Origin of the sequence: Parafilimonas sp. (genome assembly GCF_051953455.1) — a bacterium.
Lineage (GTDB): Bacteria > Bacteroidota > Bacteroidia > Chitinophagales > Chitinophagaceae > Parafilimonas.
On record NZ_JBQCIT010000048.1, the window covers coordinates 85,385 to 108,824 of the forward strand.

Consider the following 23,440-nt stretch of genomic DNA (forward strand, 5'->3'; position numbering starts at 1 on the left):
TTTACGATTTATGAAGTACGATTTACAAACCGCACGATTAAAATTCAATTTGAACTGTTGTTGTTTTTATGTTTGAAAATGGAATAACCAATTGTTTTGTTTCGGCTTTTTTTCCTTTGCCTGTTGTTTGCTCTACAATAATATCGTCGCCTGAAACCTGCAGCAGACGGCCATTTACAGCAGTGCCATCGTTAAAATTTACCTCCACGTTTCTGCCTACGTTTTTTAAATACTGTCTCTGCATTTTTAAAGGCTTATCAATGCCGGGAGATGAAACCTCAAGTGAAAAATCGCCGGGTGGGAAAAAATTTTTGCTCTCGATTATTTTATATAACTGCCTGTTAAACTGAACGCATTTTTCAATGGAAATACCGTTATCACCGTCAATAAAAACCTTTATATTGCTGGTTGGTTTAATTTTTATTTCAACCAAAAAATAACCAGGCTCGCTTTCAAGAAAAGTGCTTACTATTTGCTCAATGCTATTTAAAACAGAATCCGAATTCATATATGGTAAAAAGAGAAGGGAACGACTGCGTTCCCTTCCAAAAATGATTTCCGTTTGCAAATGTATAACGTTATTTATTATCATCCAAATATTGCACTGGTTAACCAGTTGTGAAATTATGAGGAGCGTTTAAGGCCAATAATTGAAAAATTGTAATTTTACCACATGATACTCGAATGGCTTTTTACATTTTTGGTTTTCTATCTTTTATACAAATTCATCTTCAATTTTGTACTGCCTGTTTCAAGGACTACTTCGCAGGTGCGCAACAAGGTGAATGAGATGAACCGCCAGCAACAAGCTTATCAGCAACAGGCTGCCGGCAATGCCCATTCAAATAATAGTAATTCTGCTAATACTTCAAAAAGCGCTGCTGCAAAATCCAAGCCGCCCGCTGAAGATTATATAGATTTTGAAGAAATAAAATAATTTCCGATTCAAAAAACCCAGGGATATTTCTGTACAATTCATTCATTGAATTAATTACTGCCACAGAATACAAGCTAAATATCTATATAATTGTTCCTGATTCCATAACGGCAAAATAGTTGATAGAGATCATTAAAAGATTTTATGAAAAATATTTTAATGATACTTACTTGTATGATGGCGCTAAGTTGTTCTACAGGATCCAATAATGTTTCCGAAACAGACTCAATGAATGGGATAGATGAAAGTAATGGCATAATGGATACTACCGTTGGCCCCAATCCTAATGGTTATGCGCCGCCCAATGCAGATATTGACACCAGCCAATACCGCAAAGATTCCATTAAAGCAAGAGACTCTGCGGCGGCTTTACAGCAATAATTTTTGTACGATATAATCTCTTCAATAGACCGCTGCTTTATTTAACATTAAGGCAAAAGCGTTTAACAGGCCGTTTACAGTTTTCTTCAGAATTGCTTTAGAACTGCGTTTGAAATTTGGTTTTTACTAATTAAATTTTAAAGACATGACATTAAAGAAGATTCTAACGGCAATGCTTTTAACGGCCATCGTTGCCACGGGAAGCGTTTGGGCTTATACTAAATTCCAGGATAAAAGTCCTTTAACCTATACACAAAGAGCAAATTCGCTTTTTAAAAATGCAAGGTATGTTGACGGTAATTCCCCGGCACCAATGGTTGATTTTGAAAAAGCAGCCACTAAAGCAAGCCCTGCTGTAGTGCACATTAAAACCGTATTGAAAGCCACGCAAACTGCGGATATGTCGCAGATACCTGATCCGTTCAGGCAATTTTTCGGGCCTGGTTTTGGCGATGGCGATCAAAATGCAATGCCCGATCAGAAAGCTTCGGGTTCAGGTGTTATTATTACTGCAGACGGTTATATTGTAACGAATAATCACGTGGTGGATGGCGCCAAAGAAGTAACCGTTACGCTTAATGATAAAAACGATTACAAAGCCAAAGTTGTTGGCACTGACCCCAGCACCGATCTTGCTGTAGTTAAGATTGACGCCAAAGACCTGCCTTATATCACTTTTGCCAATTCAGATGATGTGCATCTTGGCCAGTGGGTTTTGGCAATTGGTTACCCGCTTAATCTTGAAACAACCGTTACTTCAGGTATTGTAAGCGCCAAGGCAAGAAACATTGGCATTAACAGCCGCAACAGCAGCTCTGCCATTGAATCTTTTATTCAAACGGATGCAGCCGTTAACCCCGGCAACAGCGGTGGTGCACTTGTGAATACAGACGGCGACCTTATCGGCATTAACAGCGCTATTGCTTCGCCCACTGGTTCTTATGCCGGTTATGCTTATGCCATTCCATCAAACCTGGTGCAAAGGGTGGCTAATGATATTGTAAAATATGGCAGTGCAAAAAGGGCTTATCTCGGTATTATGTTTCCCAATGATCAATTGAGTGCAGAAGACCGCGCTAAAAATAATATTAAAGACGGTAATGGTGTTTTTGTAATGGATGTGGCCAAAGGCAGCGCTGCGGAAGAAGCCGGCATACAAAAAGGCGACTTTGTAACCAGGCTCAATGGTTCAACACTGAATAGCGGTACAGAATTAATGGGTAAAATCGGTTCACTTCATCCAGGCGATAAAATAGATATTACCTATACGCATAATGGTTCTGAAAAAACAGCCACAATAACTTTAAAAGGTTCATCAGGCACGTATGCCAGCATGAAGGAACAGGTGATTGACCAGTTAGGTGCATCATTTGAAAACCTTGATAAAGACAAAGCTTCAAAACTAAATATCAGCTCAGGTGTTGTAGTAAAACAATTGGGCCAGGGTGTATTAACGGATCAAACAAGAATTAAAGAAGGATTTGTTATTACCAAAGTAAACGGTAACAAAGTAAGCACTGTGGATGAATTAAAAGACGCCTTGAAAAATGCAGGCAACAGCGCAATTATAAGCGGTATTTATCCAAACAATCCACAAGAAGAATATAAATACGCATTGAATGATTTGAATGGCTAAACATAGTTAGTGTTCTGGTCTTTAAGCAAACCCGTCTTTTATAAGGCGGGTTTTTTGTTTGATATATTCTATCCTATTTTGTTAGATAACGCAATTGTTACTGCCATTGTTGTGCTTAAAAAATATAGTTGCAAAACACTTTTTGCGTTGTTCATAACAGATAATTTAGAAGCTGTTTCAGCTATTTGGTTAAGGCTCATTAAATATGAATAACGTTCAGACGCTCAGTAAATACTTCATTCATTTTTCACCGCTTGAAAAGCGTCAGACCGGTAGCTCTTAAACAAACTACAACCAATAAAAACATCAGCATGAATTCATTTGTATTCGAACTGGAAAACGTTAACAAAGCAACATCCAATATTGCCGGCGGCAAGGCTGCCAATCTCGGCGAACTTTTTAAAATTGAAACAATCAGCGTTCCCGGTGGCTTCTGCATCTCAACCGAAGCCTTTAAAAAGATTATTGAAAACACAACGGAAGTAAATACCCTGTTAAACCAGCTATCGTTGCTGAACATAGAAGACCGTGATAAAATTAATAAGCTCAGCAAAGAGATCCGTAAGATCATAGAAGCAGCAACCATTCCTCAAAATATCTGCAATGAAATCATCCTTCATCTTTCCAGGCTTGGAGACCAAAACGCTTATGCAGTAAGGTCCAGCGCCACTGCAGAAGATTTGCCAACAGCCTCTTTTGCAGGCCAACAGGACACCTACCTGAATGTTATGGGAAAGGATTCCATCCTCAAACATATCAGTAAATGCTGGGCTTCGCTGTTTACGGAGCGGGCCATAACTTACCGCATTCAAAACGGTTTTGACCACCGTAAAGTTTACCTGGCCGTAATTGTTCAGAAGATGATTTTTCCGCAGGCTGCCGGTATTTTGTTTACAGCCGACCCCATTACTTCCAACAGGAAAATATTATCCGTTGATGCAGGCTATGGATTAGGAGAAGCTGTGGTTTCCGGAATTGTAAATGCAGACAATTACAAAGTGCATAATGGTAAGATTACAGATAAAAAAATGGCTGACAAGCGGCTGGCTGTTTATGCTGTGAAAGATGGCGGCACAAAAGAACAAAAGATTGCAGTTGAACACCGGCATAAACAGGTATTAACGGATGAACAAATTTTACAACTTGAATATATCGGAAGAAAAGTTGAAGCACATTTTGGTTGCCCGCAGGATATTGAATGGTGTTTGGCAGATAATCATTTTTATATTGTACAGAGCCGGCCTATCACCACTTTATATCCCATACCGGAAGCAAATGATGCAGAAAATCATGTTTATGTTTCTGTAGGCCATCAGCAAATGATGACGGATGCTATGAAACCGCTGGGCATATCGTTTTGGTTGTTAACAGGCAACAGGGCCATGTTTAAAACCGGCGGCGGAAGGCTGTTTGTGGATATTACGAAGAGCCTGGCTTCAACGGCCGGCCGGCAAAACTTATTAGATGTTTTAGGACATTCTGATCCGCTTATAAAAGATGCGCTTATTACCATTATAGAACGAGATTTTATAAAATTGGATGCCAATGACAAAAACGAAGCAGGCCCTGTTAAAAGTCATAAGGGCATGTCGGCTGCGGATATTCTTGCAGAGGCAGGAAGCAACCCGGCAATTGTTGAAGATTTGATTAAGGACAGTGAGGCATCGTTATCAGCGTTAAAGCATAACATTCAAACAAAATCAGGATTGGAAGTATTTGATTGTATCCTGGAAAATATGCAGCAGCGGAAACAGCGTGCATCAGACCTGAAAAATCTGAATGTGATCATGGCTGGCATTCATGCTTCCGCATGGCTTAACGAGAAAATGAATGGCTGGTTAGGTGAAAAGAATGTAGCCGATACGCTTTCTCAATCTGTATCAAACAATGTTACTTCTGAAATGGGCATGCGTTTACTTGATGTTGCAGATGTAATTCGTCCTTACCCGGAAATAATAGAATACCTCCGGCAGGTAAAGAATAATAATTTTTTAGATAAACTGGTTCAATTTAAAGGCGGGCAACAAGCGCATGATGCTATTGCCGCTTTTCTTGACAAATATGGAATGCGCTGCGCCGGCGAGATAGATATAACAAGAACCCGCTGGGCAGAAAATCCGGTTACGATTGTTCCGGTCATTCTTAACAACATTAAAAATTTTGAACCTGGTGAAAGCAGGCGAAAGTTTGAGCAGGGACAGCGGGAGGCTTTAAAAAAAGAAGAAGGTTTGTTAGCCCGCTTAAAACAATTACCGGATGGTGAAGAAAAGATGAGCGAAACAAAAATGATGGTAGACCTGGTGCGGAATTTTATCGGCTATCGTGAGTATCCGAAATACGATATTGTTAGCCGTTACTTTGTTTATAAACAGGCTTTATTAAAGGAAGCGGAACGGCTCGTGCAAACCAATGTTATAAATGAAAAAGAAGACATCTATTATCTCAGCTTTGAGGAATTGCATGAAGTGGTGCGTACACACAAAGCTGATCAACAAATTATCCGGAGGCGTAAGGAAGAATATAAACATTTTAAAAAGCTAACGCCGCCCCGTGTTATTACATCAGACGGAGAAATTATTACCGGGAAATATAAGAGGGAGAATCTTCCGCCCGGCGCCATTGCAGGGCTGGCAGTTTCATCAGGCGTTATTGAAGGAAGGGCACGTGTAATCGTAAACATGAAAGATGCCGTGATGGAAGAAGGCGATATATTGGTTACTTCATTTACCGACCCCGGCTGGACGCCGTTATTTGTATCCATAAAAGGCCTTGTAACCGAAGTAGGCGGGTTGATGACACATGGTGCCGTCATTGCGCGGGAATATGGCTTACCTGCGGTGGTGGGCGTGGAAAATGCCACCGGCCTCATAAAAGACGGGCAGAGAATACGGATGAACGGAACGGATGGTTATGTGGAGTTATTGTAATGACCTGTAGAGAAGTTGATTTGTTGAGTTGCTGATTGGTTGATAAGTTAAAAGCATTATAAGTTACTTAATATTTCTTCATAATCTTCACAAGCATATCAGCAATAACTGAAAATCCTTTATCTGAAGGATGCAATCCATCATAGGTCATATTAATGGCATCAACCGGATAAGGGTATTCATCCGTGGCCGGATTAAAGGGGATATCAATAAAACCAGGCCAGGTATAATTTTTATAAACGCCTGTTTTCGGATCTTTTAGGCGCTTATAATTTACCAGGTTTTTATAATTCATACCACTTTTATAATAAAGGTCAACGAGATCAAAATGTTCATATTTCGCGATGGCAATAATTGCATCTGCAAACTGTGAAAGCATTTGATTATTCTTTGCTTTATAAGAACCCCATGCATTATTTTTCATGTCGTTGATGTAAACGAAATCCAGGCGCTGCATTGGTGTAATGAGAATGATCTTCGCCTCTTTATTCAGGCTGCGCAGCTTATTGATGATGATGCGGAACGAACCATACACAGTATTGTTGCCGGTATTGTTTTTATAATCATCCATACTGCCCAATGTGCGCCCTGCCCACCAGTCGTTTGTTCCAAGGAATACCGAATAAACATCCGTTTTAGTAAGACCCAGTGAATCTATCTTATCGGCAATGCCGCCGGAAGTCCAGCCGTTATGCCCCTGGTTAATGTAATGAATGTAAGGCAGCTTTTCTGTAACCAATGTCATATAACCTTTGGTTATGCGATTGGCCGTTTCGTCGGGATGTTCATTTAAATAAGTAATAGAATCGCCGATGGCTGTCCATGTAATTTCTTTCTTTGTGAAAGAGATGGCGATGGCTGCAATAACAATGATAAAAAATAACCGCTTCATGAATTGAATTTGTGCAATGTTGTAATTACAATTTAAGTTATATCCTTACTGCTGTGCCGGTAGCCACCACCATTAGCATGCTTCCGCCTGAACCCACCGTTTCAAAATCAAGATCGATGCCCACAACTGCGTTGGCGCCCATTTGCTGTGCCCGCATTTCCAGTTCCCGGAGCGCATTGGTTCTTGCTTCTTCAATAACCCTTTCATACGTTCCGCTTCTGCCGCCCACAATATCTCTTATGCCTGCGAAAATATCTTTGAAAATGTTAGCACCGATAATGGTTTCTGCGGTTACAATGCCTAAATATTCCTGTACAGGCTTGCCTTCAATGTTGTTTGTTGTAGTGAGTAACATATGTATGATTTTTTTAAATAAAAATAAACGATTTTAAAATAAGTACTTTATATAAACGCATAAGCCATTAACTCTTTTAGAATTTAATCAACAATAAATCATTTTTATATTAATGCTGATTAAAAACATAATTGCATAATAATTCTATGAAAGAAGGCTAACGTGCCCTTTCACTTTTTAAATAAACTTTATTACCGCAGTTTTGTAAAGTGAAAATACCTGCATGAAAATCCTGATAATAGAAGATGAAAAGGCTTTACAGCAATCCATTCAGCAATACCTGGAATACCAGGGTTATATATGTGAAACCGCAGATAATTTTTTAAATGCAAAAGAAAAAATTCAGCAGTTTAATTACGATTGCATTGTTGTGGATATTGGCCTGCCTTACGGCAGCGGCCTCGATATCATAAAAGAATTGAAAAATATGGAATCGAAAGCGGGCATCATTATTATCTCGGCGAAGAATTCACTGGAAGACAAATTAACAGGGCTCGAATCAGGTTCAGATGATTACATCACCAAGCCATTTCATTTATCAGAATTAAATGCGCGTATTAATGCAGTATTGCGGCGCAGGTCGTTTGACGGCAATAAAACCATTGTTTTTAATGAAATTAAATTGGATCCCGACGCGCAAAGAATTACGGTGAATGATAAAACCGTAGAACTTACAGAAAAGGAATATCATTTGCTGGAATATTTTATTGTGAACCAGCGGCGGGTGCTCACCAAGCATGCCATAGCATCGCATGTATGGGGCGATGAATATGAATATTTAAACAACTATGATTTTATATACACGCATATTAAAAACCTGCGCAAGAAACTCGTTGATGCAGGCAGCGGGGATTATATAAAAACAGTGTATGGATCTGGATACAGGTTTACGGATAATTAAAACAGCATGAGGCTTCTTACAAAAACAACGTTATATTTTCTAAGCGCAATGACCATGCTGCTCCTGCTGGCAGGCTTTTACCTGTTTAACCAGTTCAGCAAGGAATTAAACAATAGGAGCGATAAAGAATTATTACAGGAAGAAGCTGCCTGGATTCAATATTTGCAAACCGAAATTGCCGCCGGTGTTACTTTTATTTTAAGAACGCCGGATATATCCATCTACCCGGTTGACATACCGCCAAATAATTATGCCACCATCACCGATGTAAAGAGCAACCTTGCCGCAGTGCCTTACCGGCAGTTGTCGCAGGTTGTTTCAATATATGGCATTTCTTACCAGGTTATCATTAAAAAATCGCAGGAACAAAAAGCGGCTTTAATAGCCAATACAACAAAAATTATATTGCTGGTTTTTGCCGGGCTTTTTATTGCAACCATATTGTTCAACTGGATCATCAGTAAAAAATTATGGAAGCCTTTTTACCGTTCACTCCATACAATAAGGGGCACAGATTTGCAGCGCATCCAGGAAACACATTTTGAGAAAACCTACACCAAAGAATTCAATGAACTGAATGCGGCATTGAATGCCATGGCGGAAAAGATTTATAATGATTTCATCAACATGAAAGAGTTTACGGAAAATGCAGCACACGAAATGCAGACGCCGTTGAGCGTTGCGCAAAGCAAACTCGAATTATTGCTGCAAAATGAAAATTTATCGCAGGAGGATATCCGGTTGATTCTTGAGGCCACCACATCTTTAACAAGATTATCGAAATTAAACCAGGGGCTGTTGCTGCTGGCCAGGATTGAAAACTATCAATATAAAACAACCACTGCATTAAGCTTAAATGCGGTAACCAAAAAATACCTCGGCCTGCTTGCGGAATTAATAAATGACAAACAGTTAACCGTAACCACAAATTTTGAAGACGAATTTGTAATGCCGCTGCATCCGCTGCTTGCTGACTCGCTTGTATCTAACCTGCTGGGCAATGCTGTAAAATATAATTATACGGGCGGCCGTATTGAAATAACCATAACAGCAAACAGTTATTGCATCAGTAATACAAGTTTGTATGAAGCCATACCACAGGAAAAGCTGTTCAGGCGTTTTATGACGCAAGGCAATACAGATGCGAGTTCTAACGGCCTCGGGCTTGCCATTGTGAAGAAGATTGCAGATACACATAACCTGCTTATTCATTATCGCACAGCAAATGGTGTTGTATATTTTGATCTAAAAAAGAAGCCGGTTACTTCCTGATTTCAGCAAACAGAAAAATCAATGCCTGCTGCACTCATCCTTTCATTCGTCGATAAATGCCGTTGTTCATCTATCAATCTTAAAACAGCAAAGCTTTAAAGTAGATTTGTGAATATGGCTGCAAACAGGCAATCAGTATTGGCATATCCCGCATTCAGGCATGTAGTGTTTTGGGTTTTTGCCTTCCTGCTGCTAACGCTGATATATGGCACCGCTTACAACAGTTATAGCCTTGGCATAACTATTATTGTTATGCTGCTGCCGGTGCATGTAACCTACTTTTATATTCTATCCGGCTGGATACTCCCCCGTTTTTTTTCCCGCGGAAAATATGTGCAGGCAATAATAGCTGTGCTGGTGGTTATGATATGCGTGGCCTGTTTATACAGACTATTTGAAATTTTTATATCCAATCCTTATATCCTGCATTGGTACACAAAAAGGAATGTAAAGCTTAACTGGCCGCAAATGGATGAAAGCCGGTGGCAGCAGTTTCTGGAACCTTTGGATTTTGCCAATGCCCTTGAAAGAAGCAATGTCGTCGTCTGGATAGGCGTTACACTTAAATTTATTTCATTATGGTATGAAAGGAGACAGGCGGCCACACAGGCGGAACTGAATTTTTTAAAAAACCAGTTACACCCGCATTTCCTGTTCAACTCGCTTAATAATCTCTATGCCTTTGCATTGGATAATTCCCCGCGGACGCCGGAAATCATTCTTGGCCTTTCCAATATTCTCCGTTATATGTTGTATGAATGTAATGCTGAAAAAGTATCGCTTAAAAAAGACCTTGATATATTGCATGATTATATTAAGCTGGAGCAATTGCGTTATGAAGAACGGCTGGAATTAAACTTCAATATAAAAGGTGATGTAAACGGTCAGCAAATTGCGCCGCTGCTGATGTTGCCATTGGTAGAAAATGCGTTTAAACATGGCGCCGGCGAAACCATTGGCGTACCATGGATAAATATTGATGTTTTGGTAAACGACAGAGAACTTATTTTTAAGGTAAGCAACAGCAAACCGGATTGTAATACGGCAGATAGCCGCAGGCATTTTAGTAAAATAGGTTTATCAAACGTGCAGAAAAGGCTCGTATTGCTATATCCTGCAAGACATAGATTTAATATATATAATGAAGAAGAATTGTTTATTACAGAATTAAAGCTTGAATTATACGAGGCCTCAAAACCAGTTGCATGACGATAAGAACGCTTATTGTGGATGATGAGCCGCATGCCATCGACATCATTAAAAGGTATTCGGCCAATATTCCTGAAATTGAAATTGTAGATACCTGTCACAATGCAATAAAAGCTTTTCAAATTATACAGCATAACAAAATAGATTTACTGTTTCTTGATGTAAAGATGCCAGGACTTTCCGGCACAGACCTGGCACGCAGCCTTAAAAACCCGCCCATGATTGTTTTTACTACGGCTTACCAGGATTATGCCGTGGAGGGCTTTGACCTGAATGCCGTGGACTACCTGTTAAAGCCTATCGCTTTCGACCGTTTTTTGCGTGCCGTGGATAAAGTAATGTCGCTGGTAAAAAAAGAACCCGAACAGGTGCAGCCGGCAAAAAAAATAGCTGAAGCCAATAAAAACAATCAGTATTTATACCTGCGTATTGAAAGGCAACTGGTAAAAGTGGATACGGCTGAAATATGGTGGATTGAAAGTGTGAAAGACTATATAAAAGTTGTAACCAAAACAAAAACCTTCACCACCAAGCAAAAGATTAGTGTTGCAGAAAACCTATTGCCTATCGGCGAGTTCATGCGCATTCACCGTTCTTATGTTGTGCCGTTGAATAAGATTGAAAGTTACCACGTCAACTATGTTATTATTGCCGGCAATAAAATCCCGATAGGGCGTAATTACAAATCAGTAAGCTTTCAAAAATTTAATCCGGGCGCAGCCAATATCATATAGTTGAAGGCGATAGACTTTATTTATTCTATTTCTTTCATAACAATTACCTGCGTCATCATCACGCTGTTTTTATTTTCATTCAGCTTCATAAAATACCATTTGTCGATAAAAAGCAACTTCCGTCTGTTTCTTTTGAACATCCTTTCAAATCATTTCAATATTGCGCCACAAAAAAATTAAAACGCAATTAAACAATGGAACAAATTGAATTGACCGATGTAAACGTCAACAGCTTTCGCAGTTACCAGGGCGGCTATTTCAAAACACTTATCTCTCCTGAGCAAAGCAACGGCGAACTTGCCCTGCTGGATTTTGTATTGCCAAAGGGCGCAGAACCGCCTTCGCACCTGCATACGCAGGAAGATGAAACATTTTATGTGCTGGAAGGCCTGTTAAAAATTACGGTTGGAAATATAACCACCTGGCTTGATGCAGGAGAGGCCCTGTTTGCACCGCGGAATACCCCGCATCATTTTAAAATAATTTCAGATACGGCAAGGTTCATTAACCTCATTACACCCGGCAGGCTGTGGCATTATTTTATTGAATTCAGTAAGCCATGTAACGGTGAACCTTTCCTGAATACCAATCTGCAGGCCCCTTCGCAGGAACAGATGCAAGACATGCTGAAGGTGCTTACCAATACCTATGAAATAAAATTTCTCTAACACTAAATTAATCAATACATGAAAACAAGAAAATACATAATTATTGCTGCAATGGCATTAGCCGCAGCCTGTTCAAAAGATGATAAAGACCTGAACAGATTTACCGTTGATGAAAACGCTTCTGTGGTGAAATGGAAAGGTGCTGCGCCCGATCATTTTCATACAGGAACATTCGATGTATCCGGCACGGTAAAAACAGATGGAAAAGGCAATATAACCGGCGGTGATTTTATCATTCCCATTACCAGCATTACCAATGATGATTTGCCGGATACAACAAAGCCGCAACTATTAAATCATTTAAAAAGCGAAGATTTTTTTAACGTGGCACTTTATCCCAATGCCAGCTTTAAAATACTGGAGGTCGTGGATTATAAAGAAGAAGAGGGCGATGCCATTGAAGGCGCCAACAAATTGATCACCGGCGATTTTACCATGATTGGTGAAACCAGCCGCATTCATTTTCCTGCAAAAATTGTTATTGATAACACCAAGATTACTACGAAGGCTGTGTTTACCATTAACCGTCTTGATTGGGGTATGGATAGCTACAGCGATCCGGAAGGCGATCTGTATATTTTACCGGATGTGGATATTACGCTTGACATTACGGTGACCCATAAATAAACGGGGGTATAACTTTTTGCTTACCTGCTAACACCAAGAGGCTGCACCAAAAATCGGGCAGCCTCATTTTATTTTAAATAGGCTGCAAGTAAGTACCTGCCTAAAATATGCAAGCAGTTATGGGGTAAGGCTGATTCTAAATAATGGCTATGCACTTGAGAAACCGATTCTTTGTTTTTATATCATACAAGCGTCAGTACCGGTAATAATGATTTCAACGTAACGATATAAGCTCCATAAACTATGCAGTAAATATGCTCCTGGTATGGAGGAGGGTACGAGGAGGTATGGAGAAAGTATCCGTTTTCCATCAACTTGTCAGGGTTAGGTATAGTTTGAAAACTACTTAAAAGTTTGAGGATGCATGTACCAGGCATTCAATCAGCCTAATAAATAAGCATTGCGAAAAGCGGTCGGTTGTGAATCATCCAGGAACTCAAAATAAACCTTAATCCCAAGGTCGTCCTGTATTGCTATAACGGTATATTCCAACCATCATTACCTGAATTTGAGCTTTCACAGCTTTGGCCTCTGCGATCATAAAAAGAATTAAAATCGATACCAAATATTCTTGCACGATTCATAAAAATCTTTATGTTTGTATTTGATCCGTAATACCAATACCTGCTAAAACTGTAAGATCCGTTTCCTGTTTATTTCGAATGATAGCTTGGATAAACGCCTTGGCGGCATGACTGGCAGAACTAACTGAATAATAATTATACTATAGAGTGAATTGCGCACAGCCTGTTTTGAAAGGTTAAATAATAGGATTGTGCTTTTATGTAAAACTGATTGGCTTATAAGATTATAAACCCAATAACTGCATTACACAATAAGCTGCTTTCATCTCTGTACAATGTGAACGAAAAATATAAAAAATGCCGTAACAACACTTTAACCGATTGCTTAATAACATTCCAACTCCCTGTATATGAAAATCTTTACCCTGTTAAAACATTTGAGGAAACCAGTATTGTTTCCCTTGTTGGTATTGTGTTGTTTAATGATGAAGAGTGAAGTGGGGTGGGGGCAGGTATTTACTGAAAATTTTGAAAGTTATACTTCTAGTTCGTTATTAAGCACTACAGCTTCTGCAACAGGATGGAGGACCACCGATAATGCAAATATTTCAAGCAGGCGAAATCATTGGTTTATAACCTATAATCAAAGTTGTAATAATAATGGGAATGCGTCTTTGTCAATAGGAGTACTTACTGATGCATCTTCTTTATCATTTAATTCCTGCACTTATAATAGAAACAAAGAGCGAGATGTAACAGCATATAATTCGTTTTCTACTTCTAATTATACTAATCTGCAATTAAGTTTTACCTGGAAATGTGTTGGAGAATCGGATCTTTTTGACGTTTATGACTATGGCCAAGTAGGTTATTCAACTGATGGAACGAATTGGACGTATTTACCTACCCCATATTATAATAGAAGTTCGACTGCAACAGCTAATGTTTCTTTACCTGCATCTTTAAATAATTTGCCAATTGTTTATATAGGATTTAGGTGGGAAAATGATGACAATTCCACGGACGGCATTGGCTTTGTAGTTGATAATATTTCAGTGACCGGCACACAATCTATAAGTATTTCAACCGGTATAATATCAGGTTCACCTTTTTGTGCAGGAAGTTCTGTGACAGTTCCCTTTACATCAACTGGTACATTTAATTCGGGAAATATTTATACTGCGCAATTATCAAACGCATCAGGTTCTTTTTCTTCTCCGGTAAACATAGGAACATTATCAAGCACAGCTCATTCAGGAAATATTTTCACAACCATTCCTATAGGAACTGCTTCGGGAACAGGCTATAGGATAAGAGTGATAAGTAATAACCCTTCATTTACCGGAAGTAATAACGGTTCAAACCTTGCTATAAATGCTTTGCCTGCTGCACCAACAGGAAATACAACCCAATCATTTTGTGCCAGTACGAATCCAACAATAGCTGACCTTTCTGCAACGGGAACAGGTATTAAATGGTATTCAACCTCAAGTGGTGGTACGGCATTGGCTTCAACAACAACATTAGTAAATGGAACGCATTATTACGCTTCGCAAACAGTAAGTGGTTGTGAAAGTTCTTCAAGGCTTAATGTGACAGCCTTTCTTACAAACCCTGCTGCACCAACAGGAAGTACAACTCAATCATTTTGTGCCAGTACGAATCCAACAATAGCTGATCTTTCTGCAACGGGAACAGGTATTAAATGGTACTCAACCTCAAGTGGTGGTACAGCATTGGCTTCAACAACAGCATTAATTAACGGAACTCATTACTATGCTTCACAAACGGTAAGTGGTTGCGAGAGCTCTTCAAGATTTGATGTAGCAGTTTCTCTTACAAGCCCTGCTGCACCAACAGGAAGCACAACTCAATCATTTTGTGCCAGTACGAATCCAACAATAGCTGATCTTTCTGCAGCGGGAACTGGTATTAAATGGTACTCAACCTCAAGTGGTGGTACGGCATTGTCAAGTTCTATTATCTTGATAAATGGAAATCATTATTATGCATCTCAAACCATATCGGGTTGCGAAAGTGCCTCAAGATTAGATGTGACTGTTACAGTAACTGATCCTGCTGCCCCGACAGGACCTTCTCTTCAAAAGTTTTGTTTGGATGATAATGCTACAGTAGCAGCTCTTTATGCGGATGGTTCGGGAATTAAATGGTATACATCTGCCAGCGGTGGAACCTCATTGTCTTCTGGAACTAATTTAATAAATGGAAATCATTATTATGCATCTCAAACCATTTCTGGTTGTGAAGGCAGTGACAGATTAGATGTAACAGTTTCTATTAATTCTCCCGTATTAATTACCACACAGCCTGTATCTGAAAATACCTGTGCAACTCTGCCCGTATTATTTAGCGTTGCCGCAATGGGGGATAGCCTTTATTATCAATGGTATAAAGATGGTTCACCACTTTCTGATGATGCAAATATCTCCGGTTCACAGACTGACCAGTTGACCTTTGAACAGGCAGAAGACCTTAATAACGGAACTTATTATGTTATAGTTAGCGGAACCGCTGCTTGCGGATCTGTACAATCTAATACTGTTGCATTAGCAGTTAATGAGGAAATAACGGTTAATACCCAACCTTTAAATCAAGTGGTTTGTTCAGGAGGCACTGCTGTATTTTCAGTAAATGCTTCAGGAACAGGAATTACATATCAATGGAGAAAAGGAACTGTTCCATTATCAAATGGTGGAAATATTTCCGGGGCAGATTCTCCAATTCTGACCATTACAAACGTAACATCTGCTGATGCGGCAACAAATTATAATGTTCTGATTAAAAGCCCGGGAGGCGCCTGTCCGCAAACAAAATCGCAAAATGTAAAATTGATAGTTAACCCCATTCCCCAGGTTAATGCGGTTGCCGATCAGATTATTTGTAATAATACTGCTACCGTTATCAATCTATCAGGCCCAGTAACAGGCACAGATTATAACTGGGAAAACAGCAATACAGCAATTGGCATTTCCTCTTCCGGCAATGGAAATATTTCCTTTACATCTGCTAATTCTACCAATACGCCTATAACAAGTACAATTACTGTAACCCCATCCTATACAAATCAGGGAACAACTTGCACAGGTGAGCCAATTACATTTACCATAACAGTGAATCCTACAGCAACAGTTAATGCTGTGGATAATCAAATAATATGCAGCGAAGCATCTACAACTGCAATAAATTTTAGTACTACCACTACAGGCGTAATTCAATATAATTGGACTAATAGTAATTCAAGCATTGGCCTTGCTGCAAGTGGCAGTGGAAATATTCCTTCTTTTACAGCTATTAATTCAGGAAATTCACCTGTTACATCAACTATAGATGTTACACCGGTATTTGTAAATGGCAGTGTTTCCTGTGAAGGGACACCAATTTCATTTACCATAACTGTAAACCCTTCTGTATCGGTTAACAATGTTGCTGATCAGGTTGTTTGTAATAACTCTTCTACATCGGCCATTAATTTTACTTCAAGTGCCAGCGGGGGCACAGTTCAGTACAACTGGACAAATAGTAATCCAAGCATTGGCCTTGCTGCAAGTGGCAACGGAAATATCCCTTCTTTTACGGCTAAAAATACAGGTACTGCACCAGTAACAGCAACTATAACTGTTACCCCTGTCTTTATAAATGGTAGTGTTTCTTGCCCAGAAACATCTTTAAATTTTACAATAACGGTAAATCCAACTGCCACAGTAAATGCGGTAGATAATCAAATTGTTTGTCATGGCTCAAATACAGATGCAGTAAACTTTAGCAGTCCGGTGAGTGGTGGAACGGTTACATATAGCTGGACAAACGACAATACATCCATTGGACTGGCTGCAGGCGGCAACGGAAATATCCTATCGTTTACAGCTACAAATACCGGTACTGCGCCGGCAACAGCAACTATAACAGTTACGCCGATATTTACAAATGGCAGTGTAAGTTGTAATGGCACATCACGGCAGTTTACAATTAAAGTGAACCCTCTTGCTAATATTACTCCTTTGAGCCAATATGTTTGTAGCGAGTTTCCAATAACGCCAATAAATATATCAGGATTACCATCCGGAACTATAACGAGCTGGACGAGAACGAGCCCTGCTGGTATATCTTCTACTACTATTCCGACCAGTGGAAGTGGTCCAATTTCAGGAACATTTACAAACACAAATACCACTGAAACTGATGTTACTTTTACAATTAACGCCACCACGGGAACCTGCACAAATACTACTACTGTAATTGTAACCGTTTATGCGCCTCTTGTAGCACCTGTAGTTGCTGAAACTCAGACTGTTTGTACGGGTTCTTCCCCAACGCCTTTAATTGCTACAGAAGCAAGCGGTGGAGACGGAGACTATACCTATCATTGGCAGAGCAGTGCGAATGGTACCAGTAACTGGGCCAATATATCTGGTGCTAACAAATTGACCTATCAACCTCCCAATAATTCAGCATATTATCGTTTACAGGTAACTACTGAATGTGGAGAGGTCGTATATAGTAATGTTGTTCAAATATCTTATACATTTGATTTAGGAGTAACATTTGAAACCACAGGAATGCCTTCGAATGCATTATGCGCCTCAGATGAATTTGAAATTACATCTAAATCTATCTCTCTTACAGGATTAATTAGCGATACATACGTTCGTTATACATGGTCTCAGGATAATCCTGTTCGTATAACATCACCGACTGTTAATCCATACGGAGAAACTATTATCGATTGGATCTGGATTTTTCCGTTCACTACCTATAAAGGTACTGGTCATTTTCAGGTGCAGAATACAACAACTTCAGTGGTTAATATAAGTCTATACATTACGCCGAAAATATATAAAAGTGATGGTTCATTAAAATGTAATCTTTCCGCTACACCTGTACCTGTTACCATTAACCCTACACCTGTTGTAAATAATATAACTGATATAATTGCATGTAAAGGAAGTACAATAACGATTCCTGCATTCACAAGCCCCAATACAGGAGGGACCATGTCGTATAGCTGGGCAAATAACAACACTGCAATTGGGTTGGGAAGTAGTGGAACAGGGAATATATCATTCACCGCCACTAATAGTGGTACCAGCCCAATTACTGCAACAATAACAGTTACACCCCAGTTTACTAATGATGGAACAACCTGTGCAGGTACACCAAAAACTTTTAAAATTACAGTTAATCCCGAGGCTACGGTTGATAATATAAGCAATCAAACCGTTTGTAACGGTTCTTCAACTTCAGCAGTTTCCTTTACCACCACGGGCGTTTCGGGTGGAAACATTTTGTACACTTGGACTAATGATAATACATCAATTGGATTGGCCGCAAATGGCACAGGAAATATTTCTTCCTTTACTGCTTCTAACGGCGGTTCTTCTCCTGTTACGGCAACTATAACTGTTACACCACATTTTACCAATACTAATGGTGGCAGTTCCTGCGCAGGTACCTCCAAAACATTTACTATAACCGTTAATCCTACTGCAACTGTAAATGCAATAGCCGATAAAGTATTTTGTAACGGTTCATCTACAGGGGCGGTTGCGTTTAGCAGCTCTGCTACTGGCGGTACTGTAACTTATAACTGGACAAATAATAATACGGCTATAGGTTTGGGTTCAAACGAAAACAATGTAACTGTACTCCCATCATTTACAGCAACTAATAATGGCACTGCGCCGATTATAGCCACAATAACAGTAACTCCTGTGTTTACAAATAGCAGTGTTTCCTGTACAGGTACATCAAAAACCTTTACAATTACAGTTAATCCAACTGCAATTGTAAATGCAATAACAGATAAAGTATTTTGTAACGGCTCATCTACCGGTGCAATTGCATTTAGCAGTTCTGTTACCGGCGGCACTGTAACGTATAATTGGATAAATAGTAATACGGCTATAGGCCTCGGTTCAAGTGGAAACAGTGTAACTGCTCTGCCATCGTTTACAGCAACTAATAATGGCACTGCACCGATTATAGCCACAATAACGGTAATTCCTGTATTTACAAATGGCAGTGTTTCTTGTACAGGTGCATCTAAAACCTTTACCATTACAATTAATCCTGCAGCAACTGTAAATACAATTGCCGATCAGGAATTTTGTAACGGAAATAATACAGCAGCTATACCATTTGGTACTTCTGCTACCGGCGGCACAATAACTTACAATTGGACGAACAATAATACAGCAACAGGCTTAGCTGCAAGCGGAAATAATGTTTCAAGTCTTCCGGCTTTTACGGCTACCAATACCACTACTGCTGATATATTTTCAACAATAACTATTACGCCAAACTTTACTACCGGCGGCGTAACCTGTACAGGAATATCTAAAACATTTAAAATTACAGTTCATCCGACACCCAATGCCGGAACGATTAGTGGTTCACCCACTATTTGTGTAGGCGCAAATATTCCATTCTCAAGCAGTGGTATGCCAGGCGGTAACTGGATTTCAAGCAATCCTGCAAGGGCAACTGTTTCAAGCTTAGGTGTGGTTAAAGGAATCAGTTCGGGTAATGTAACAATTACCTATACGATTTCCAATGCCTGCGGTACATCATCTACCAACTATGATGTTTCAGTCTTCGATCCGGCTAGTCTAACTGATCCGGGAACTATTTCCGGTCCGGTAAATGTATGTTCATCAACAACTGGTTTGATTTATTCCGTCTCAGCACAGCCAAATGCAACTTATTATATATGGACAGTACCTTCCGGCTGGACAATTACATCAGGTTCATCAACTAATTCAATTACGGTGACATCTGGAACAACTGGTGGAACAATCAGCGTTCAGGCAGGTAACCCATGTGGATTTAGCACAGTAAGCAGTATAAACACTTATTTAGGTACTTCAGGCCAATGGATGGGTATTGTATCACAAGATTGGAATGAACCTAACAATTGGGGCTGCGGTGGCGTACCAACATTATCTACTGACGTAACCATACCATCTGGCACTCCAAACGATCCTATAATTTATCCAGGTACTACAGCTCAGGTTAAATCATTAACTATAAATGGAGCTTCGCTTGCAATGAATGGTACCGGAAATCTTAATATTAATACAGGTGGCACATTTACAAATAATGCCGGCACGTTTGTACAATCTGGAACAGGAGTTGTAACCTTCATAGGTACAGGAAAAATAAATGGTACAGTTGCAACTACGTTTAATAATATTACTATGAATGGGCAGTTAACTTTATCTACTGCCCCCAGCATTACTGGAATATTCGAGGTTAATAGCGGAAATGTAATAACCAATAATCCTATATACACAAATACCTCAACGCTTAAATATAATGTTAGTGGGGCTTATACAACAAGCCGCGAATGGTTTAGTGGCGGTTCAACAACTACAAATGCAGGAGATGGCGTTCCGCAAAATGTTATTATTCAAAGTGGTAATATTACAATAAATACAACCGGCGCAACAAACAGATGTATCGCTGGAAATTTACAAATAAATTCTACAGCGTCTTTGAACCTCAATACAAGTAAGATATATATATTGGGCAACTGGACAAACAATGGATTATTTATTCACAATAATCGTGAAGTGACTTTTGATGGTTTTGCAAATCAGACTCTTACAGGGAATACTACTTTTTATGATATAACCTTAAAGCAAACAGGCGGTGCTGATTTAATTATTACCGCGCCAATTACCAGGATTGATCGTAACCTCACTGTTACTTCCGGAACTATGAAACCAGATGTAAACACTACTATAGAATTTATGGGAACTGGAAATTTGGACGGTGTTAATAATAAAGCATTTTACGATTTACAGATTGATAATACTTCACAAATGACAATCGTGGGTGGCGCTGTTACTATAGATCACAATTTTGTAAATAACGGCACCTACACTTATTCAGGATCTTCTAAACAAACAACTTTTAGCGGAAGTGGTGGTGTTATACAGTCTTTCTCAGGCATAGTGGGTAGTTCAACTATCTTTGGCACTTTAGTAGTTGGCGATAATCATCCTTTCAGTACCGGAATTACACTCAATGCAAGCAATGATTACACAATACAAGGCGGAAGCATATCATTAAGTCATAGTAGCACATTAAACAATACAGGGAATACAGTATCATTTTCTGGTTCTGCCGCAACTATCAGCACTACAGGCGACGGTATTGCCTACTTCCATGATGCAGTTACTAATGTATCTCTAAACCCTGGTAGTGGCATCTCAACTTTTAATAATTATTTGCAAATAAATCCAGGAGGTGCTATCGCTGTCAATTCACCTAATTATGGCGGTGCCGCCACGTTAATTTATAACACAGCCACTCCATCGCTTACAACAGGGCTTGAATGGAATGCAAACAGTGCAACACCAGGGTTAGGGCAACCCTTTAACGTAACTATTCAAAATACAAATAATATAGTAATGGACGGCGATAGAACCGTGCCCGGAACATTGAATATTGGTTCCGTGAATACTTTGTCGTTGAATGATAAAATGCTCACAGTGAATACGGCAATTACCGGTGCAGGCAGTTTAACGGGTTCACAGCTATCTGGCTTAACCTTAGGAGGCAGCGCACCTGCATTAAACTTTACACAAGGTGGATCGGCTAATTACCTTAAAACATTTACGCTTAATCCGGGAAGCAGTGCCACACTTGCAAACGCTTTAAATATTGCAGCCGGCGTTTCATACACAAATACAGGCGTATTAAAGGCAGACGGGCCGCTCAACGCAAATGGCCTGCTTACCTTAAAATCTGATGCCAATGGGGATGCAAGAATAGATATTTCAAGCGCTGTCATTACAGGCGAAGTAACCGTTGAAAGATATATACCTGCAAGAAGAGCATGGCGTTTCCTTTCGGTACCTTTTGCAAATACTAATCAAACTATTAACCAGGCATGGCAGGAAGGGCAGACAATCACATCTGTTACTTGTCCACCTTCTGACCCAACACCGGCGGGCTTAGGTACACAACTGGCATACATTAATGGTTATCCTGGATATGACTACCATAGTACATCCAATCCGTCTCTGCAGTACTGGAATAATACTGCATGGGCAGCTCCTCCTTCTACCATTGGTTCAAATAAATTAACAGATCATCACTCCTGGTATGTATTTGTAAGAGGCGACAGGCATATTTGTCTTGACGGAATTAATGGAGATAATATCACAACATTAAGATCAAAAGGTACACTTAATCAGATTGGGGGCATAAACCAGCGCTTACAATTATCACCTGCAGGTATGGCAGCCAATAATTTCTTTATGGTAGGCAACCCTTATGCATCGCCCATCAATTTAGAAACTATTGTTAATGCAAGCCGGGTTAATGGTTTCTACGCAGATAAAGTTTGGGTGATGGATCCAAAAGTTTCAGGCAATAATGGTGTTGGTGGTTATGTGACCTGGACAAAGAATGTGGGTTGGGTTCCAAATGATCCGGATCGTGTTACTGCCAGCTATGCCCAGGATGACCCGGCGGTAATACAAAGTGGCCAGGGTTTCATGGTGTATTCCAGCGGTACAAACGCCCAGGTTCAATTCCTCGAACAGGATAAAGTTACGCTGGAAGGAAATGTTTACGGTATAAGGGCCAGGCAGCCAAAATACCCGGTAATATTTACTAATCTGACCAAAACCGGTGGAGAAGAAATGATTGACGGTGTTGCAGCAGCATTTGATGCAGGCTTATCGGCTAGTGTAGATGAAAAAGATGTACAGAAATTGTGGAATCCTGGTGAGAATATTGCTTTAATACGTGATAACCAGGGACTTTCAGTAGAAAAACGTCCGCTTGCCGGTAAGCAAGATACTTTGTTTTACCGTTTATACTTAAGACAACAACCATATGCATTAAGCATATTCAGTGGAAGTTTCCCGCAACAGGATTTGCCGGCATATGCATGGCTTATAGATAAATACCTGCATAAGCAAATACTAGTGAATCTAAAAGATACGACGGTATATAATTTTACACCCAATACTGATACTAACAGTTACCGCAACAGGTTTATGCTTGTATTCAATGTAAAAGCGAAACCAAACGCTGATAGTTTTATTTATAAAGTAAAAGCACGCATTTACCCCAATCCGGTTAATGGTAAAACATTCAATCTTGAATTGCAAAACGGTCAAAAAGGTAAATACACAATAAACATTTTTACCTCAAGCGGAAGGCTGGTGGCGACGCGTACTCTGAATTACGAGTACCGGCAAGATACTTATACTATTCATGTGCCGGCAACAATTGTAGCAGGTAACTATATCGTACAAGTTATGGATAGTGCGGATAAAGCTGTAAGTGCTATTTCTTTAATAATAAGCAAATGACAATAATCGTATAGATTTTGAAACAGGA

Annotated in this window: 14 protein-coding genes; 11 read left to right on the forward strand and 3 right to left on the reverse strand. The window is 39.6% G+C overall.

Annotated elements, in window-relative coordinates:
* Nucleotides 1-37: 37 nt before the first annotated feature.
* A complete protein-coding gene (gene rimP / locus ACTHN6_RS17290) occupies nucleotides 38-508 on the reverse strand; it encodes a ribosome maturation factor RimP (protein WP_440437031.1) in 471 nt (156 codons plus the stop codon).
* Between the two features lie 165 nt (nucleotides 509-673).
* On the opposite strand from rimP, the gene ACTHN6_RS17295 reads away from it, so the two are divergent.
* From ACTHN6_RS17295 to ppsA, 4 genes are all read left to right on the forward strand, one after another.
* Nucleotides 674-937: a DUF4834 family protein gene (locus ACTHN6_RS17295; RefSeq protein ID WP_440437032.1), complete on the forward strand. Its 264-nt coding sequence runs from the start codon at nucleotides 674-676 to the stop codon at nucleotides 935-937.
* Nucleotides 938-1,081: 144 nt separating this feature from the next.
* Complete coding sequence (locus ACTHN6_RS17300) at nucleotides 1,082-1,318, forward strand: hypothetical protein (RefSeq protein WP_440437033.1); 237 nt, start codon at nucleotides 1,082-1,084, stop codon at nucleotides 1,316-1,318.
* A 145-nt stretch (nucleotides 1,319-1,463) separates the two neighbouring features.
* Nucleotides 1,464-2,954: a Do family serine endopeptidase gene (locus tag ACTHN6_RS17305; protein WP_440437034.1), complete on the forward strand. Its 1,491-nt coding sequence runs from the start codon at nucleotides 1,464-1,466 to the stop codon at nucleotides 2,952-2,954.
* A gap of 311 nt (nucleotides 2,955-3,265) precedes the next feature.
* Nucleotides 3,266-5,881: a phosphoenolpyruvate synthase gene (gene ppsA / locus ACTHN6_RS17310; protein WP_440437035.1), complete on the forward strand. Its 2,616-nt coding sequence runs from the start codon at nucleotides 3,266-3,268 to the stop codon at nucleotides 5,879-5,881.
* Nucleotides 5,882-5,948: 67 nt separating this feature from the next.
* On the opposite strand, the gene ACTHN6_RS17315 is transcribed toward ppsA, so the two are convergent.
* Together ACTHN6_RS17315 and ACTHN6_RS17320 are read right to left on the reverse strand one after the other, a co-directional pair.
* Entirely contained in the window at nucleotides 5,949-6,773 is an 825-nt protein-coding gene (locus tag ACTHN6_RS17315; RefSeq protein ID WP_440437036.1) for an SGNH/GDSL hydrolase family protein, read from the reverse strand.
* A 37-nt stretch (nucleotides 6,774-6,810) separates the two neighbouring features.
* Nucleotides 6,811-7,128 (reverse strand): heavy metal-binding domain-containing protein, encoded by a 318-nt coding sequence (locus ACTHN6_RS17320; RefSeq protein WP_440437037.1) that lies wholly within the window; start codon nucleotides 7,126-7,128, stop codon nucleotides 6,811-6,813.
* A 223-nt stretch (nucleotides 7,129-7,351) separates the two neighbouring features.
* Between ACTHN6_RS17320 and ACTHN6_RS17325 the strand changes: the two genes are divergently transcribed.
* From ACTHN6_RS17325 to ACTHN6_RS17355, 7 genes are all read left to right on the forward strand, one after another.
* Entirely contained in the window at nucleotides 7,352-8,029 is a 678-nt protein-coding gene (locus tag ACTHN6_RS17325) for a response regulator transcription factor (RefSeq protein WP_440437038.1), read from the forward strand.
* A 6-nt stretch (nucleotides 8,030-8,035) separates the two neighbouring features.
* On the forward strand, nucleotides 8,036-9,301 hold the full coding sequence (locus tag ACTHN6_RS17330) for a type IX secretion system histidine kinase PorY (RefSeq protein WP_440437039.1): 1,266 nt from the start codon (nucleotides 8,036-8,038) through the stop codon (nucleotides 9,299-9,301).
* A 114-nt stretch (nucleotides 9,302-9,415) separates the two neighbouring features.
* Nucleotides 9,416-10,510 (forward strand): sensor histidine kinase, encoded by a 1,095-nt coding sequence (locus tag ACTHN6_RS17335; RefSeq protein ID WP_440437040.1) that lies wholly within the window; start codon nucleotides 9,416-9,418, stop codon nucleotides 10,508-10,510.
* Entirely contained in the window at nucleotides 10,507-11,244 is a 738-nt protein-coding gene (locus ACTHN6_RS17340) for a LytR/AlgR family response regulator transcription factor (RefSeq protein ID WP_440437041.1), read from the forward strand. The genes ACTHN6_RS17335 and ACTHN6_RS17340 overlap by 4 nt, the downstream gene beginning before the upstream one ends.
* Nucleotides 11,245-11,438: 194 nt before the next feature.
* Nucleotides 11,439-11,912: a cupin domain-containing protein gene (locus ACTHN6_RS17345; RefSeq protein ID WP_440437042.1), complete on the forward strand. Its 474-nt coding sequence runs from the start codon at nucleotides 11,439-11,441 to the stop codon at nucleotides 11,910-11,912.
* 18 nt (nucleotides 11,913-11,930) lie between these two features.
* Nucleotides 11,931-12,539 (forward strand): YceI family protein, encoded by a 609-nt coding sequence (locus tag ACTHN6_RS17350; protein ID WP_440437043.1) that lies wholly within the window; start codon nucleotides 11,931-11,933, stop codon nucleotides 12,537-12,539.
* A 934-nt stretch (nucleotides 12,540-13,473) separates the two neighbouring features.
* Complete coding sequence (locus ACTHN6_RS17355; RefSeq protein ID WP_440437044.1) at nucleotides 13,474-23,412, forward strand: T9SS type A sorting domain-containing protein; 9,939 nt, start codon at nucleotides 13,474-13,476, stop codon at nucleotides 23,410-23,412.
* Nucleotides 23,413-23,440 lie beyond the last annotated feature (28 nt).